Annotated in this window: 19 protein-coding genes; 13 read left to right on the top strand and 6 right to left on the bottom strand. The window is 58.4% G+C overall.

Going from position 1 to position 15647, the window contains the following annotated elements; translation table 11 throughout:
* Positions 1–151: 151 nt before the first annotated feature.
* Positions 152–628 (top strand): PAS domain-containing protein, encoded by a 477-nt coding sequence (locus tag L8H52_RS01125; protein WP_242205225.1) that lies wholly within the window; start codon positions 152–154, stop codon positions 626–628.
* A 54-nt stretch (positions 629–682) separates the two neighbouring features.
* A complete protein-coding gene (locus tag L8H52_RS01120; protein WP_242205227.1) occupies positions 683–1288 on the top strand; it encodes a hypothetical protein in 606 nt (201 codons plus the stop codon).
* A 3-nt stretch (positions 1289–1291) separates the two neighbouring features.
* On the opposite strand, the gene L8H52_RS01115 is transcribed toward L8H52_RS01120, so the two are convergent.
* Positions 1292–2251, bottom strand: a complete 960-nt coding sequence (locus L8H52_RS01115; protein ID WP_242205229.1) for a MerR family transcriptional regulator — start codon at positions 2249–2251, stop codon at positions 1292–1294.
* 213 nt (positions 2252–2464) lie between these two features.
* On the opposite strand from L8H52_RS01115, the gene L8H52_RS01110 reads away from it, so the two are divergent.
* The 6 genes from L8H52_RS01110 (at position 2465) to L8H52_RS01085 (ending at position 5569) form a co-directional block, all read left to right on the top strand.
* The gene (locus tag L8H52_RS01110) at positions 2465–3034 is read left to right on the top strand and encodes an antibiotic biosynthesis monooxygenase (protein WP_242205231.1); all 570 of its coding nucleotides are present in this window, start codon (positions 2465–2467) and stop codon (positions 3032–3034) included.
* 174 nt (positions 3035–3208) lie between these two features.
* A complete protein-coding gene (folM, locus tag L8H52_RS01105; RefSeq protein ID WP_242205233.1) occupies positions 3209–3919 on the top strand; it encodes a dihydromonapterin reductase in 711 nt (236 codons plus the stop codon).
* A gap of 21 nt (positions 3920–3940) precedes the next feature.
* The gene (gene folE / locus L8H52_RS01100; protein ID WP_242205235.1) at positions 3941–4501 is read left to right on the top strand and encodes a GTP cyclohydrolase I FolE; all 561 of its coding nucleotides are present in this window, start codon (positions 3941–3943) and stop codon (positions 4499–4501) included.
* A complete protein-coding gene (folX, locus tag L8H52_RS01095) occupies positions 4502–4873 on the top strand; it encodes a dihydroneopterin triphosphate 2'-epimerase (RefSeq protein ID WP_007914273.1) in 372 nt (123 codons plus the stop codon).
* A 68-nt stretch (positions 4874–4941) separates the two neighbouring features.
* Positions 4942–5238: a DUF1244 domain-containing protein gene (locus L8H52_RS01090; protein WP_242205237.1), complete on the top strand. Its 297-nt coding sequence runs from the start codon at positions 4942–4944 to the stop codon at positions 5236–5238.
* The gene (locus L8H52_RS01085; RefSeq protein ID WP_242205240.1) at positions 5231–5569 is read left to right on the top strand and encodes a HopJ type III effector protein; all 339 of its coding nucleotides are present in this window, start codon (positions 5231–5233) and stop codon (positions 5567–5569) included. Before L8H52_RS01090 ends, L8H52_RS01085 begins: the two co-directional genes overlap by 8 nt.
* Before the next feature lie 183 nt (positions 5570–5752).
* On the opposite strand, the gene trxB is transcribed toward L8H52_RS01085, so the two are convergent.
* Positions 5753–6715 carry a thioredoxin-disulfide reductase gene (gene trxB, locus L8H52_RS01080; RefSeq protein ID WP_007912350.1) on the bottom strand — a complete coding sequence of 321 codons (963 nt, stop codon included), beginning with the start codon at positions 6713–6715 and terminating at the stop codon, positions 5753–5755.
* A 311-nt stretch (positions 6716–7026) separates the two neighbouring features.
* On the opposite strand from trxB, the gene cysZ reads away from it, so the two are divergent.
* Positions 7027–7782: a sulfate transporter CysZ gene (gene cysZ, locus L8H52_RS01075; protein WP_064119384.1), complete on the top strand. Its 756-nt coding sequence runs from the start codon at positions 7027–7029 to the stop codon at positions 7780–7782.
* A 25-nt stretch (positions 7783–7807) separates the two neighbouring features.
* Here cysZ and L8H52_RS01070 read toward each other — a convergent pair whose 3' ends face one another.
* A complete protein-coding gene (locus L8H52_RS01070) occupies positions 7808–8383 on the bottom strand; it encodes a hypothetical protein (RefSeq protein ID WP_242205242.1) in 576 nt (191 codons plus the stop codon).
* A gap of 114 nt (positions 8384–8497) precedes the next feature.
* Here L8H52_RS01070 and L8H52_RS01065 point away from each other — a divergent pair, with 114 nt between their 5' ends.
* Complete coding sequence (locus L8H52_RS01065; protein ID WP_242205244.1) at positions 8498–9697, top strand: glycosyltransferase family 1 protein; 1200 nt, start codon at positions 8498–8500, stop codon at positions 9695–9697.
* 137 nt (positions 9698–9834) lie between these two features.
* On the opposite strand, the gene L8H52_RS01060 is transcribed toward L8H52_RS01065, so the two are convergent.
* The 3 genes from L8H52_RS01060 to L8H52_RS01050 all read right to left on the bottom strand — a co-directional run bounded on the left by L8H52_RS01060 (position 9835) and on the right by L8H52_RS01050 (position 12225).
* On the bottom strand, positions 9835–10938 hold the full coding sequence (locus L8H52_RS01060; protein WP_242205246.1) for an NADH:flavin oxidoreductase: 1104 nt from the start codon (positions 10936–10938) through the stop codon (positions 9835–9837).
* A 195-nt stretch (positions 10939–11133) separates the two neighbouring features.
* Positions 11134–11616 (bottom strand): glutathione peroxidase, encoded by a 483-nt coding sequence (locus L8H52_RS01055; protein WP_064387988.1) that lies wholly within the window; start codon positions 11614–11616, stop codon positions 11134–11136.
* Positions 11617–11739: 123 nt separating this feature from the next.
* Positions 11740–12225, bottom strand: coding sequence for a peptidylprolyl isomerase (locus L8H52_RS01050; protein WP_053117141.1), 486 nt, complete (start codon positions 12223–12225; stop codon positions 11740–11742).
* Between L8H52_RS01050 and L8H52_RS01045 the strand changes: the two genes are divergently transcribed.
* From L8H52_RS01045 to L8H52_RS01035, 3 genes are read left to right on the top strand one after another with little or no spacing between them, the layout of a single operon-like run.
* A complete protein-coding gene (locus L8H52_RS01045) occupies positions 12194–12520 on the top strand; it encodes a DUF3565 domain-containing protein (RefSeq protein ID WP_242205247.1) in 327 nt (108 codons plus the stop codon). The genes L8H52_RS01050 and L8H52_RS01045 overlap by 32 nt on opposite strands.
* Before the next feature lie 60 nt (positions 12521–12580).
* The gene (gene pta, locus L8H52_RS01040; RefSeq protein WP_242205249.1) at positions 12581–14680 is read left to right on the top strand and encodes a phosphate acetyltransferase; all 2100 of its coding nucleotides are present in this window, start codon (positions 12581–12583) and stop codon (positions 14678–14680) included.
* The gene (locus tag L8H52_RS01035; RefSeq protein WP_242205251.1) at positions 14681–15586 is read left to right on the top strand and encodes an acyltransferase; all 906 of its coding nucleotides are present in this window, start codon (positions 14681–14683) and stop codon (positions 15584–15586) included. It begins immediately after the preceding gene.
* Positions 15587–15647: the final 61 nt, after the last annotated feature.

Here is a 15647-nt window from a genome sequence, read left to right as displayed (position 1 = left end):
ATCTGATCCTGAAACTGAAAAAAAGAGCGGCGATAGTAACAGCCTCCAGCGCAAAGCTGCGATTGGATCTCAACTGGCGATAATGGCCAGTAGACAGCGCCTGCGGTTCTTCTAGAATGCGAGCCACTGACAACTCTGAAAGGATTCAAAGATGATCAACGCAAGCTTGCTGCAAATGGTGATCAACGCGTCGAACGACGGGATCGTGGTCGCCGAGAAGGAAGGTGAGCAGGACAATATCCTGATTTATGTGAACCCGGCTTTTGAGCGCCTGACCGGTTACACCAGCGAAGAAATCCTCTATCAGGACTGCCGTTTTCTGCAGGCCGGTGATCGCGATCAGGGAAATCTGAACCTGATTCGCGATGCACTGAAAAAAGGCGGATCGTGCCGCGAAATCCTGCGCAACTATCGCAAGGACGGCACGCCGTTCTGGAATGAACTGTCGCTTTCAACGGTGAAAAACGCCGATGACGGGCAAACTTATTTCGTCGGCGTGCAGAAGGATGTCACTGTTCAGGTCAAGGCTCAGCAACGTGTTGTGCAGCTCGAAGCGCAGGTAACTGCCCTGGAAGCCGAGCTGGCATTATTGAAAGCGACGAACGGCGCAAACAAATCAGCGAACTAATTGTCATTAACTACAATCACCAATGACTTTGTAACTATATCTTTCGAGTTAGCCATGCAGCGCGACGCCCTCCTTACTCAGGATGAGCTGGATTTCATCCAGACCATGCAGCACAACCCGCAACTGAACGTGCGGGATGCAACGTCGAGTCTGCTGGTTAACGGCGGTTCGCAGATCCGCGATTTGCTCACGCGCCTGGCCGCGCACGAGCAAGTGACCATTCAGGCCAACTTCGAAAACCAGCAAATGACCTTCCCGCTGCACTTGGTGGAAGACGAGTTTCACGCGCTGCACTTGCGCCTCGGCGTGCCAAGTATTTATGAAGACGGCCCGATGGTACGGCCATGGCGACTGGCGCTTGAGGAGCCGGTAGCCCTGGAAAACGCCAAAGGTCAGCCGGGCATGTTGTGGGTGCACGAGGTGTCGCACAAAGGTGTGCTGCTGGAAGTGCGCAACAAGACCAAGCCACCCAAGCATTTCGCGCTGTGGTTCAGCCCTTCGGGTTACGAGCGGATTTCATTGCGCGGCAATTTCGAACGGGAAACCGAAAGCGGTTTCTACGCCTACGAACTGAGCCAGACCGACACCGACGAAACCGAGCGTCTGCGCCAATTCATCCTGCAACAACATCGCTTGACCCACCCTGCCCTGCACACCTGAGTTTCAGGTATCCAGATTTCCGGCAAGAAACTGCAGCATGCGTTGACGCATGTTGCCACCTTCATTTCCAAGGCATGCAACAGAGGATCCGGCCAGACTGTCCTGCGCCAGATCTGACGCATCGCCCGCCAGCATCAACTGACAATCGAGGCTCAACGCCAGTCGGTTCAAACGCCGAGGCAAATCGGCGCCGGGCGCGTGATTGGAAAACAGCACCAGCGCTTGGGGTTTGATTTTCTCGCAAACCAGCGTCAATTCATCGAACGGCTGCCCCGTGGTCAACACCCTGACACCGGCATTGCTGTCGCTGAGAAACAGCGCCGCCACCAGCAATTCCAGCTCCCGACATTGTCCGGCCAGCGCACTGACGACCACCCGACGCGGCTGCGTGCCACGCAGCATGACGATCCGTTGCAACACCCGCGCCCGCAGAAATCCATCAAAGAACAGCCACTCGCTGGTTTGCCCGAAAGCCTCCTGGCGCTGCAACAGTTGCAGCCACAAAGGCATCAGAATGTCCTGAAACACCACAGGTTGTGCGTAAGAAGAGAAAATCTGGCCGTACACCCGATCCATCTGCTGATCATCGAATGCACTGACCGCCTGCTGAATCTGCTCCTGCCATTGCCGGTAATCGGCCTGCACCAGATCATCAGGGATGATGTGCGCCAGCACTTTCATGGGTTCAGTCCTGGCGAGAATCTTGCCGACCTTGCTCACGGCGACACCGCGATCGATCCAGTCGACAATGCTGCGTACGCGTTCGATATCGGTCATCGAATAGAGCCGATGCCCACTTTCGGTGCGCGTAGGCTGAATCAGACCGTAACGCCGCTCCCAGGCACGCAAGGTTACCGGGTTGACACCCGTCAGGCGCGCCACCTCACGGATCGGAAACAGATCAGCGCGCTCAAGCGCAACAGATGCCTGCACAGCAGGGCTTGCGTCCGTGATGACAGGCATATGGATTTCAACTTCCATGTCGGTTCAATTGGATCCCATTCTAACGCTTATGCCCCAATCAAATTCAAGTGATGAAATGCGACGAAAGTCGCTGGTTTAATCGTGAAAAACCGGAATAATCCTTGCTTGTTGAAAAACGCAGGCCTCTACCCCGGCCCAGCGTCAGGCGAAATTCCTACCCGGAGTGACGCACTCGAAATACGGAGATACAAAATGTCTACTTCCCCCGTCACATTGATGGTTGCCCGTCGCGTCGCCGACGGCCGCTATCAGGATTTGATCGCCTGGCTGCGCGAGGGCGAACAACTGGCCACTGACTTTCCCGGTTATCTCGGCTCTGGCGTGCTCGCTCCGCCGCCCGGTGATAACGAGTTTCAAATCATTTTCCGTTTCGTCGATGAACAGACGCTGCATGCGTGGGAGTATTCGGCTTCGCGCACGGCGTGGCTGGATCGTGGCAGCGACCTGTTTGCCCATCCGAAGGAGCATCGGGTCAGCGGTATCGAAGGCTGGTTCGGCGCGGCAGGTCAGCGTCCACCGCGCTGGAAGCAGGCTGTGGCAATCTGGCTGGCGTTTTTTCCGGTGTCGTTGCTGTTCAACTTTGTCCTCGGCCCGTTGCTCTCTGACATGAGTTTGTTGCCACGGGTATTGATCAGCACCGCGTGCCTGACACCGTTGATGGTTTATTTCTTTATTCCGCTGTCGACCCGCTTGCTGGCGAACTGGCTGAACAGTACGCCAGTGCGCCCGTTGCCAGTGACGTCTTCTGCACAGAATCGATGATCTCTGTGTGGGAGCGAGCCTGCTCGCGAATACGGACTGATCTTCAACATTGATGTCGACTGAGACACCGCTTTCGCGAGCAGGCTCGCTCCCACAGTAATGGGGAAAGCCGACGATAGGTGGGAAGCCATGTCGCTGTTATAGTTTTTGCTCCCACCGCGATGCGAGCCGTTCATGCCTGATTCCTCCGCCCCGATCCTCATCACTGGTGCCGGCCAGCGTGTCGGTCTGCATTGCGCGCAGCGGTTACTCGAAGAAGGCTATCGCGTCATCTTCACCTACCGTAGCGAACGCCCCGGCGTGCAGACACTGCGCGATCTGGGCGCCACTGGCCTGTTCGCCGACTTTTCCAGCGAAGCCGGAATTCTTGCCTTCATCAACGAACTGAAAACCCACACCGACCGCCTGCGCGCCATCGTGCACAATGCCTCCGAGTGGCTGGCCGAAACCCCGGACAGCGAAGCCGAAGCCTTCACGCGAATGTTCAACCTGCACATGCTCGCGCCCTACCTGATCAACCTGCACTGCGCCGATCTGCTGCAACGCTCGACGCCCGCCGACATCATCCACATCAGCGACGATGTCACCCGCAAAGGCAGCAGCAAGCACATCGGTTATTGCGCCACCAAGGCCGGGCTCGACAGCCTGACCCTGTCCTTCGCCGCTCGCTATGCGCCGACGATCAAGGTCAACGGCATCGCGCCAGCCCTGCTATTGTTCAATCCCGACGACGACGCGGCGTACCGCGCCAAGGCCCTGGCCAAATCCGCACTGGGCATCGAACCCGGCAGCGAAGTGATCTATCAGAGCCTGCGCTATCTGCTCGACAACCCTTATGTCACCGGTACGACCCTGACCGTCAACGGCGGACGGCACATCAAATAACGCCTGCCTGCGAGGATTTCCATGGCCCGCTCACTGCCCGAGAATTACCGCGAAATCCTCATCGGCCTCGGTGAAGATCCCGACCGCGAAGGATTGCTCGACACCCCGGTGCGCGCGGCCAAGGCCATGCAATACCTGTGTCACGGTTACGAACAGAGCGTCGACGAGATCGTCAATGGCGCGCTGTTTGCCTCCGACAGCGACGAGATGATCATCGTTGCCGACATCGAGTTGTACTCGTTGTGCGAACATCACCTGTTGCCCTTCATCGGCAAGGCCCATGTGGCTTATATTCCGACGGGCAAAGTACTGGGTCTGTCGAAGATCGCGCGGCTGGTAGACATGTTCGCCCGGCGCCTGCAGATTCAGGAAAACCTCACCCGGCAAATCGCCGATGCGGTGCAACAGGTCACCGAAGCCGCCGGCGTTGCCGTGGTTATCGAGGCCAGGCACATGTGCATGATGATGCGCGGTGTCGAGAAACAGAATTCGACCATGAACACCTCGGTCATGCTCGGCGCGTTCCGCGAGTCGAGCAACACCCGCCAGGAGTTCCTGCAATTGATTGGACGGAGCAAGTAAATGCCACAACTTCAACCGGGAATGGCGCGCATCCGGGTCAAGGATCTGCGCTTGCGCACCTTTATCGGGATCAACGAGGACGAAATCCTCAACAAGCAGGATGTGCTAATCAACCTGACCATTCTGTATGCCGCGCAAGAAGCGGTGCGTGACAACGACATCGACCACGCGCTGAACTACCGCACGATCACCAAAGCGATCATCGCCCACGTCGAGGGCAACCGTTTCGCGCTGCTTGAACGCCTGACGCAGGAACTGCTCGATCTGGTGATGAGCAACGGTTCGGTGCTGTACGCCGAAGTCGAAGTCGACAAGCCGCATGCACTGCGTTTTGCTGAGTCGGTATCGATCACGCTCGCGGCCAGCCGCTGAGTGCGTCTGGCGCATTGGCCGTCAGACTTTTATCATCCGCGCCACGAATTGACTGCACAGAGCCCATCATGACCGAGCAACAACGCCTCGAACTCGAAGCCGCCGCTTTCCGCCGGCTGGTCGCCCACCTGGACAGCCGCAAGGACGTACAGAACATCGACCTGATGAACCTTGCCGGGTTCTGCCGCAATTGCCTGTCGAAGTGGTACAAGGCCGAAGCGGACGAGCGTCAGATCGAGGTCAGCCTCGACGACGCCCGCGAAGTGGTTTACGGCATGCCGTACGCCGAGTGGAAAGTTCAATTTCAGCAAGAAGCCAATGCCGAGCAACAAGCGGCGTTCGCCAAAGGAAAAACCCATGAGTGATCTGAACAGCCTGCGCAGCAGCCTGAAGAGCGGCGAACACGCTTTCGCCGACACCCTGGCGTTCATTGCCGCCGGTTACGACTACCAGCCGCAAGCCTTCAACAACGGTGGCGTGGAAAACGCCGCCGGGCAGAACGAAGGCTCGTGCAAGACCTTGGGTCTGGCGCTGCTGGAAGGCCTGAGCGATGAAGAAGCACTGCTCGCGTTCGGCGAGCATTACCGTTCGGTGGTAGCGACGCCTGAAGGTAGCGATCACGGCAATATCCGCGCGATGATCAAGCACGGCCTGGCCGGCGTGAAGTTTACCGCCCAGCCCCTGACCCGCCGCTAACGCCAGTTGCAAACCCAATCCCTGTGGGAGCGAGCCTGCTCGCGAATACGGACTGACATTCAACATTGATGTCGACTGAAACACCGCTTTCGCGAGCAGGCTCGCTCCCACATTGGATGTGTGGTGGCTGTGAATAACGGGCACAAAAAAACCGGCCGAGGCCGGTTTTTTTGTATCTGCGATTTAGAACGAAGCGTTCTGCAGACCGTCCAGGTAACGCTCGGTGTCCAGTGCTGCCATGCAGCCGGCACCGGCCGAGGTGATGGCCTGACGGTAAACGTGGTCAGCCACGTCACCGGCCGCGAAGATCCCTTCGACGCTGGTTGCAGTGGCATTGCCTTCACGGCCGCCGTGCACCACCAGATAACCGTCTTTCAAGGTCAACTGACCTTCGAACAGCGAAGTGTTCGGGGTGTGGCCGATCGCGATGAACACGCCGTCGACGGTGATTTCGTCGAAGCTGCCATCGTTGTTCTTCAGACGCGCGCCGGTCACGCCCATGTTGTCGCCCAGCACTTCGTCGAGGTTGGCGTTCAACTTGAGGATGATCTTGCCTTCGGCCACACGAGCGTTGAGCTTGTCGATCAGGATCTTCTCGGCGCGGAAGGTTTCACGACGGTGGATCAGGGTCACGGTGCTGGCGATGTTGGCCAGGTACAGTGCTTCTTCAACTGCGGTGTTGCCGCCGCCGACCACTGCAACCGGCTTGTTGCGGTAGAAGAAACCATCGCAGGTCGCGCAGGCCGAAACGCCTTTGCCCATGAACGCTTCTTCCGATGGCAGGCCCAGGTAACGCGCGCTGGCACCAGTGGCGATGATCAGCGCATCGCAGGTGTAAGTCGCGCTGTCGCCGGTCAGGGTGTAAGGCTTGGCGGCGAAGTCGACGGCGTTGATGTGATCGAAAACGATCTCGGTTTCAAAACGCTCGGCGTGCTCGCGCATGCGCTCCATCAGAGCTGGACCGGTCAGGCCGTGCACGTCGCCCGGCCAGTTGTCGACTTCAGTGGTGGTGGTCAGTTGACCGCCAGCCTGCATGCCGGTGATCAGCAGCGGCTTGAGGTTGGCACGGGCCGCGTATACCGCTGCGCTGTAACCGGCAGGGCCGGAACCGAGAATAATCACTCGCGAATGACGGACTTCAGACATGACCTGCTCCTGTTGACCGGACCGAAAAACAGGCCCGGATCGCCGCAATGCCGGCGGGAATAAAAAAGGACCGTGGAAAACCTTGGGGAAGGCTTGAGCTCGACAGTCCTGTAAAAAGTTGGGTGCAGCGTATCGAGGGGGGCAAGATTAAGGAAATACGGTTTAACAATCCAGCTCATAGGTGGTCTCTATGCCGACACACTGACGAGATGGACGTCTTTGTTACAGTGAATGTCGATCGCTCTGCCGCGCTTTCGCCACCCGTGCAAAGTCGGTAAGGTCGGCGCGTTTTCCCTTGCTCGGAGCACCTTATGCCCGCCCCTGTTCTGTCCGGCCCGCAATACCTGCGCGAAGGCCTCAAACTGGTCTTGAGCCCTGGCCTGCGCCTGTTCGTGTTATTGCCGCTGGCGATCAATCTGGTGCTGTTCGTCGGATTGATATATCTGGCCGGCCACCAGTTCAGCCTGTGGGTCGATACGCTGATGCCGTCGCTGCCCGAATGGCTGAGTTTCCTCAGCTACATCCTTTGGCCTTTGTTTGTGGTGCTGGTGGCGCTGATGGTGTTTTTCACCTTCACCATGCTCGCTAACGTCATCGCCGCACCGTTCAATGGTTTCCTCGCGGAAAAAGTCGAAGTGGTGGTGCGCGGCACGGATGATTTCCCCGCGTTCAGCTGGGGCGAGTTGATCGCCATGGTCCCGCGCACCCTGGCCCGGGAAATGCGCAAGCTCGGCTATTTCCTTCCCAGGGCGATCGGCCTGTTCATCCTCTCCTTCATTCCGGTGGTCAACATCGTCGCCGCGCCGCTGTGGCTGCTGTTCGGTGTGTGGATGATGGCGATCCAGTACATCGACTACCCGGCGGACAACCACAAACTGGGCTGGAACGAAATGCTCGCCTGGCTGCGGCAGAAGCGCTGGCAGAGCATGAGTTTTGGCGGGATTGTTTATCTGGTGCTGCTGATTCCGGTGGTCAATATTCTGATGATGCCGGCTGCGGTGGCAGGTGCGACGTTGTTCTGGGTGCGTGAACGCGGTGCCGAGGTGCTGGCTCAGGAAAAGGCCTGAGCCTCCAGGCTTTAATCCTGATAACTCAGGGGTAAACGCCAGCTAACATCAGCCCTACCAACACCCACACCGCAACGCCTGGCACGATGATCAGCAAGTTCCAGGCGTTGAGGCGATTGTTACTCAGGCCCTGAGGATCGTTCGCAGCCAAATTGATCAGTTGTTGACCTTCGCTCGCGACATAAACTCTTATCGGCAACATGATCAAGGCGACAAGACCAAGAAAACTCAACTCAGGTATCTGCTTGGGAAGCTTTTCGAATATGTGCGCGACGACGGTCAATACGACAAAGACTGTCGCCCACTGCTCAAGATCCCAATCGGACTTACCGCCCCTGTCGTGGATTCGCTTTTTGGCTTGCCGATAAAGCTGATGCACGAAAAACAAATAAAAAAACGCGCGTGCCCACGGCCATAACTCTTGTCCAGTACTTCGCTTGTACAGGCTCCAGTTCTTGTAGATCCAGAAGTAGAAATACAGACCAAAACTGAGGATCGACAGCAGCAAGAACTTCCAGCGTGCGACAACATAAAACTCTGGAGTTTGTTCATCCGCAACCAACAGTTGCGCCTCAGGCGACGCATAAGCATTCTCGGACACGGCCGTTTTCCTGGAAAAGAGTTCAAGCCAAGGCTAACGACCGCACAGGCAAAAGGTTTAGGCAGACTGAAAGCAGCTGTCATCAATCCATCATCAAGTCGACACAATGACGACATGGCCTCAGCCGACACTGAGGTCATGACGACAGCTCTACATATCACCCTTATCAGCGAAACCTTCCCACCGGAAATAAACGGCGTGGCCAATACCCTTGGCCGCTTGTGCGATGGGCTGCGCGCGCGCGGCCATCAGGTCGAGCTGGTGCGCCCGCGTCAGGCCGGCGATCCGCAGCGCAGTGAGGATGATGCGCTTCTGCTATGTCGGGGCTGGCCGTTGCCGGGGTATCCGGGGCTGCAATGGGGCCAGTCGTCGATGCATAAACTGTTGCGGCGCTGGAAGCGTCAGCGCCCGGACGTGCTGTACATCGCCACGGAAGGCCCGCTCGGGTTGTCGGCGCTGCGGGCGGCGCGGCGTCTGGGGATTTCGGTGGTCAGCGGGTTTCACACCAACTTTCAGCAGTACACCAGCCAATACGGACTCGGTCTGCTGACGCGGATGCTAACGCATTATCTGCGCTGGTTTCACAATCGCTCGGCCATGACCTTGGTGCCGAGTGTCAGCCAGCGCCTGGAGCTGGAGCGCCGGCATTTCGAGCGGTTGGCGCTGTTGTCTCGAGGCGTGGACAGCCAGTTGTTTCATCCGAGCAAGCGCCTGAATGCATTACGTGAGCAATGGGGTTTGTCCGAGCGCGATATTGCCGTGATTCATGTCGGACGCCTCGCTCCGGAGAAAAACCTCAGTCTGCTCAAACGCAGTTTCGAAACGCTGCAAAGGACTTATCCACAACGCAATCTGAAACTGATCGTCGTCGGTGACGGCCCGCAACGGCTGGCGCTGGAAAAGGATTTGCCCGAAGCGATCTTCTGCGGTGCACAGCGCGGTGAAGCGTTGGCGGCGCACTATGCGTCCGGCGATATATTTCTGTTTCCAAGCCTGACCGAAACCTTCGGCAATGTGGTGCTGGAGGCGTTGGCTTCCGGGCTCGGAGTGGTGGCTTACGATCAGGCTGCGGCGGCGCAGCATATTCGCCATGGCTACAACGGCGTGTTGGCGATGCCTGGGGATGAGCAGGCGTTTTGCGAAGCGGCGGCGTGGTTGCTGGAGGAGGATGAGACATTGCGCTGTGTGCGCCTGAATGCGCGGCAGCATGCGAGTCGCCAGGGTTGGCCGGCAGTTATCGAGCAGTTTGAAAAGCATTTGCGCGGGGCTTGTGTAGGGGAGTTGGTGGTGCCTGAGGCTCAAACACTGCCCTGAATCTTTGCTGACCTGACAACCGCTTTCGCGAGCAGGCTCGCTCCCACAGGGGATCTTTAGTGAACATAAAATTTTGTGAACACCAGAGGTACCTGTGGGAGCGAGCCTGCTCGCGAAGAGGCCAATGAAGGCGCCGCTTAAACCAGCGTCATCAACGCCTCACGGCTGAACGGCAGAATATCCTGCTCCCGCCCTTCGCGGACTTTTAGCGCCCAGTCCGGATCAACCAGCAGCGCGCGGCCCACCGCGACCAGATCGAATTCCTCTTTGTTCAGACGCTCCAGCAGGTTCTCCAGACTGGCCGGTTGCGCGACCTTGTCGGTGTTGACCATGAATTGCAGGAACTCGCCGTCCAGGCCAACGCTGCCAACAGTGATGGTCGGTTTGCCGGTGAGCTTACGCGTCCAGCCTGCCAGGTTCAGCTCGGAACCATCGAACTCCGGCTCCCAGAAACGCCGCGTCGAGCAGTGGAAAATATCCACGCCGGCGTCAGACAACGGCTTAAGGAATTCGCCCAGTGCTTCTGGGGTTTGCACCAGACGTGCGGTGTAATCCTGCTGCTTCCATTGCGAGAAACGGAAGATGATCGGGAAACCTTCGCCAACCGCAGCACGTATGGCTTGAATCAGTTCGATGGCGAAGCGTGAACGGTTGGCCAGGCTGCCGCCGTATTCGTCGGTGCGCTGGTTGCTGCCTTCCCAGAAGAACTGGTCGATCAGGTAACCGTGCGCGCCGTGGATTTCCACGCCGTCCATGCCGATGTTTTGTGCATCCTTGGCCGCTTGGGCGAACGCGGCGATCACGTCCTGAATGTCTTGTCTGGACATGCCGTGTACCACGACCTGACCGTCCTTGAGTTTTTCCGACGGGCCGTAACCCGGCACGCTGGCGTCCGGCTCGGTGCCAATACGGCGCACGCTGCCGACGTGCCACAGTTGCGGCACGATCTTGCCGCCCTCAGCGTGAACGGCGTCGACGACTTTTTTCCAGCCGGCCAATGGCGCGTCACCAAAGAACTGCGGCACGTTCGGGTAACCGTTGGAGGCGATGTGGCCGACGGTGGTGCCTTCAGTGATGATCAGGCCCACACCGGCGGCTGCGCGACGGCGGTAGTACTCGATGACTTTCGAATTAGGCACGCCACCCGGGGAGAAGGAGCGAGTCATCGGCGCCATGACCACACGGGTCGGCAGTTCGAGGGCACCGAGGTGGAACGGTTTGAACAAGGCTTGAACGGGCATCGAAGGGCTCCACAGAGAAGACTTTATGACGGCGATAATATGGAGGCCCGAAGCCTTTGAACAGCACTATTGATTTGGGTGATTAAGGATTAAAAGACGCAAAGCAAAAGATCGCAGCCTTCGGCAGCTCCTACATGGGGTTTTGAGGTCACCTGCAGGAGCTGCCGAAGGCTGCGATCTTTTGATCTTGCTGTTTCAGCTCAGCGCTTTTTCAATCGCATGAACAATGGTCGGATCATCCGGCGCCGTTCTCGGCGAGAACCGCGCCAACACCCGGCCGTCCTTGCCGAGCAGGAATTTTTCGAAATTCCAGGTGATGTCACCGGGAAATTCCGCACCCTCGCCCGCCAGCAGACGGTAAAGCTGATGCCGCTCGTGACCATTGACCTCGAGCTTGCTCGACAACGGAAACGTCACGCCATAGTTAAGGCTGCAGAAATCCTGAATTTCCTTTTCAGAACCGGGTTCCTGGCCGGCAAACTGGTTGCACGGCAGGCCCAATACACTGAAGCCTTTGCCTTTGAATTGCTGATAGAGGTTTTCCAGCGCCGCGTACTGAGGCGTCAAGCCGCACTTGGAGGCGACGTTGACCACCAGCACGACTTGGCCCTTGAACGGCGCCAGCGGTAGCTCCTGACCATCCAGGGCTGTCAACTTAAGGTCGTGAAAAGCACTCATGACGAACTCCAGGATTCCGATGTTCTACTCGAAACAGCCACTTGGCGAGATCACCAAGGACAGCCGCGGACTAAAAAGGCGCCCGCAGGCGCCTCTCCAGTACTCGAAGCTTAGCGCAGAAAATCAGTGGTGATGGCCACCTTCGCCATGGACGTGGCCATGAGCGATTTCTTCCTGGCTGGCATCACGGATGTCAACGATCTTCACTTTGAAGTTCAGACGCTGACCGGCCAGTGGGTGGTTGCCGTCGACAGTCACGTCGTCGCCGTCGAGGTCACGGATGGTGACGATCTGCATCTGGCCGTCCGGCGCCGAAGCGTGAAACTGCATGCCGACTTCCAGCTCGTCAACGCCTTCGAACATGCTGCGGCTCAGGGTGCTGACCAGCTCAGCGGCGTATTCGCCGTAAGCGTCTTCCGGTTCAACGGAAACGTCCAGCTCGTCACCAACAGTTTTGCCTTCCAGAGCTTTTTCCAGGCCCGGGATGATGTTGCCTGCGCCTTGCAGGTAGACCAGCGGAGCGCCGCCGGCGGAGCTGTCGATGACCTCACCAGCGTCGTTGGTCAGGGTATAGTCGATGGAGACAGCCTTATTGGCGGCGATCAGCATGGGGCGAGACCTTTTGCAGAAGAATATAGAAAGGCCAAGTTTAGCGAAGCAATCGCGCGAAAGCGAACACAACCCGGACAAACGGGTTTCGACGATTGCAGGCTTCCATCAGGACGAAGACGGTCATTGGGTGGTCGAGCTTTCCTGTGGCCATACCCAACACCTGCGCCATCAGCCGCCATGGCAAACCCGGGCGTGGGTACTCGACCCGGCGCAACGTATTGAAAAAATAGGCCAACCCTTTGCCTGCGGTTGGTGCGCTCAAGGCTCGGTTAGCGCTAACCTTGGCGACTGAATTTCGGCAGATTGTCAGAGATAGATGATCGCCATTGCCATGCAACTTTAGAGAATTCGCATGCAAACTTTTTTTATCGCACCCACCGATTTTGGCGTGGGTCTGACCTCCATCAGCCTCGGGCTGGTGCGCACGCTTGAGCGCGCCGGGCTGAAAGTCGGCTTTTTCAAGCCGATTGCCCAACCGCACCCGGGCGACACCGGCCCTGAGCGTTCCACCGAACTGGTGGCACGTACCCACGGCCTGAAACCGCCGCAGCCGCTGGGTCTGGCCCACGTTGAGCGGATGCTCGGCGACGGTCAGCTCGATGAGTTGCTTGAAGAAATCATCACCCTGTATCAGCAAGCCGCGATCGGCAAAGACGTGCTGGTCGTCGAAGGCATGGTGCCGACCCGCAGCGCCAGTTATGCCGCGCGGGTCAACTTGCACCTGGCCAAAAGCCTCGATGCCGAGGTGATTCTGGTCTCGGCGCCGGAAAACGAAGTGCTTGCCGAGCTGTCCGGTCGCGTCGAATTGCAGGCGCAATTGTTCGGCGGTCCGAAGGATCCGAAAGTCCTCGGCGTGATCCTCAACAAGGTCAAGACTGAAGAAAGCATGGACGCCTTCGCTGCGCGTCTGAAGGAACATTCGCCGTTGTTGCGCAGCGGTGATTTCCGTCTGCTTGGCTGCATTCCGTTCCAGCCTGAACTCAATGCACCACGCACCCGCGACGTCGCCGACCTGATGGGCGCGCAGGTGCTCAACGCCGGCGACTACGAAACCCGCAGGATGACCAAAATCATCATTTGCGCACGGACCATGCGCAACACCGTCGAGCTGCTCAAGCCCGGCGTGCTGGTGGTGACGCCGGGCGATCGTGACGACATCATCCTCGCCGTCAGCCTCGCGGCGATTAACGGCGTGCCGCTGGCCGGCCTGTTGCTGACCAGCGACACCCTGCCCGATCCGCGCATCATGGATCTATGCCGCGGCGCCTTGCAGGCCGGTTTGCCGGTGTTGTCGGTGAGTACCGGCTCCTACGACACGGCCAATCTGCTCAATGGTCTGAACAAGGAAATCCCCATCGACGACCGCGAGCGCGCGGAGATCATCACCGATTTCGTCGCCAGCCATCTCGACGCCAAATGGCTGCACCAGCGCTGCGGTACTCCACGAGAAATGCGCCTGTCGCCAGCAGTATTCCGCTACCAGTTGATCCAGCGCGCGCAAGCGGCGAACAAGCGCATCGTTCTGCCTGAAGGCAGCGAGCCGTTCACCGTGCAAGCGGCGGCGATCTGTCAGGAGCGCGGTATCGCCCGTTGCGTGTTGCTGGCCAAACCGGAAGACGTCGAAGCCGTCGCTCGCGCTCAAGGCATCGTCTTGCCGCCGGGCCTGGAGATTCTCGATCCGGACCTGATCCGCGAGCGCTACGTCGAGCCGATGGTTGCCCTGCGCAAAAGCAAAAGCCTCAACGCGCCGATGGCCGAGCAGCAGCTGGAAGACACCGTGGTGATCGGCACCATGATGCTTGCCCTGGATGAAGTCGATGGTCTGGTCTCGGGTGTGATCAACACCACCGCCAACACCATCCGTCCGGCGCTGCAATTGATCAAGACTGCACCGGGTTGCACGCTGGTGTCTTCGGTGTTCTTCATGTTGTTCCCGGAAGAAGTGCTGGTCTACGGCGACTGCGTGATGAACCCGCATCCGAGTGCCACCGAACTGGCCGAAATTGCCCTGCAAAGCGCCGACTCGGCAGCGGCGTTCGGCATCACCCCGCGAGTGGCGATGATCAGTTATTCCAGCGGCGAATCGGCCACCGGCGAAGAAGTCGAGAAAGTCCGTGAGGCCACCCTCCTCGCCCATGAACAACAACACTCGCTGCTGATCGACGGCCCGCTGCAATACGACGCCGCTGCCAACGCAGAAGTCGCCCGGCAACTGGCGCCAAACAGTCAGGTCGCCGGTCGCGCCACAGTGTTTGTGTTCCCCGATCTGAACACCGGCAACACCACGCACAAAGCCGTGCAACGCAGCGCCGATTGCGTCAGCCTCGGGCCGATGCTGCAAGGCCTGCGCAAACCGGTGAATGACTTGCCGCGCGGCGCGCAAGTCGATGACATCGTCTACACCATCGCCCTTACTGCGATTCAAGCCGCCAACCGACCTATGGATGTGTAAATGCTGGATTTTCTACCTGCACCCGTGCGCGGCGTGATCGCTGCGCTGCTGCTGGCACTCAATACGATTCTGCTGTGCTCGTTTCTGTTCTGCGTGGCACTGGTCAAGGCGTTGCCGTTTGCCTTGACTCAACGCTTCGCCGGTTGGCTGATGAGCCACACCCATGAAGCGTGGATCAGCAACAACAAGGGTTGGATGAATCTGGTGCGCCGCACTCGCTGGCACATCAGCGGCCTGCAAGGGCTGGACTACCAACACTCGTATCTGATCACCAGCAACCACCAGAGCTGGGTCGATATTCTGGTCCTGCAATACGTGCTCAACCGACGGATTCAGCCGCTGAAGTTCTTCCTCAAGCAGGAGCTGATCTGGGTGCCGGTGATTGGTCTGGCGTGGTGGGCGCTGGGCTTCCCGTTCATGAAGCGCTACTCAAAGGCGTACCTGGCCAAGCACCCGGAGAAGAAAGGCAAAGACCTCGAAACCACGCGCAAGACCTGCGCGAAGTTTCGCCATAACCCGGTGGGGATTTTCAACTTCGTCGAAGGCACGCGGTTTACCGAAGGCAAGCATGCGCAGCAGCAGTCGCCGTTCAGATATCTGCTCAAACCGAAGGCTGGCGGGATCGCCTTTGTGCTGGATGCAATGGGTGAGCAACTGGAGTCGATCGTCAATGTGACGATCCACTATCCGGCCGGACGTCCGGGGTTTTGGGACTTGCTGTGCGGCAATGTGCGCGATGTGGTGGTGCACTTTGAAGAGCTGAAGATTCCGCAGCAATTCATTGGCAAGAACTACGATCAGGACGGTGAGTATCGTTTGCAGTTCCAGGGCTGGATCAATCAGCTGTGGCTGGACAAGGATGCGTTGCTCGAACAGATGCACCGCGAATATCCAGCCAAACACTAACCCCCTGTGGGAGCGAGCCTGCTCGCGAAAGCGGTGGATCAGCTTGCAAAGATGTTGAATG

Origin of the sequence: Pseudomonas sp. CROZ-RG-20F-R04-15 (assembly GCF_022662375.1) — a bacterium.
In the GTDB taxonomy this organism is placed as follows: domain Bacteria; phylum Pseudomonadota; class Gammaproteobacteria; order Pseudomonadales; family Pseudomonadaceae; genus Aquipseudomonas.
Note: the sequence above shows the minus strand (reverse complement) of the source record. Positions and strands in the feature narration are given on the sequence as shown.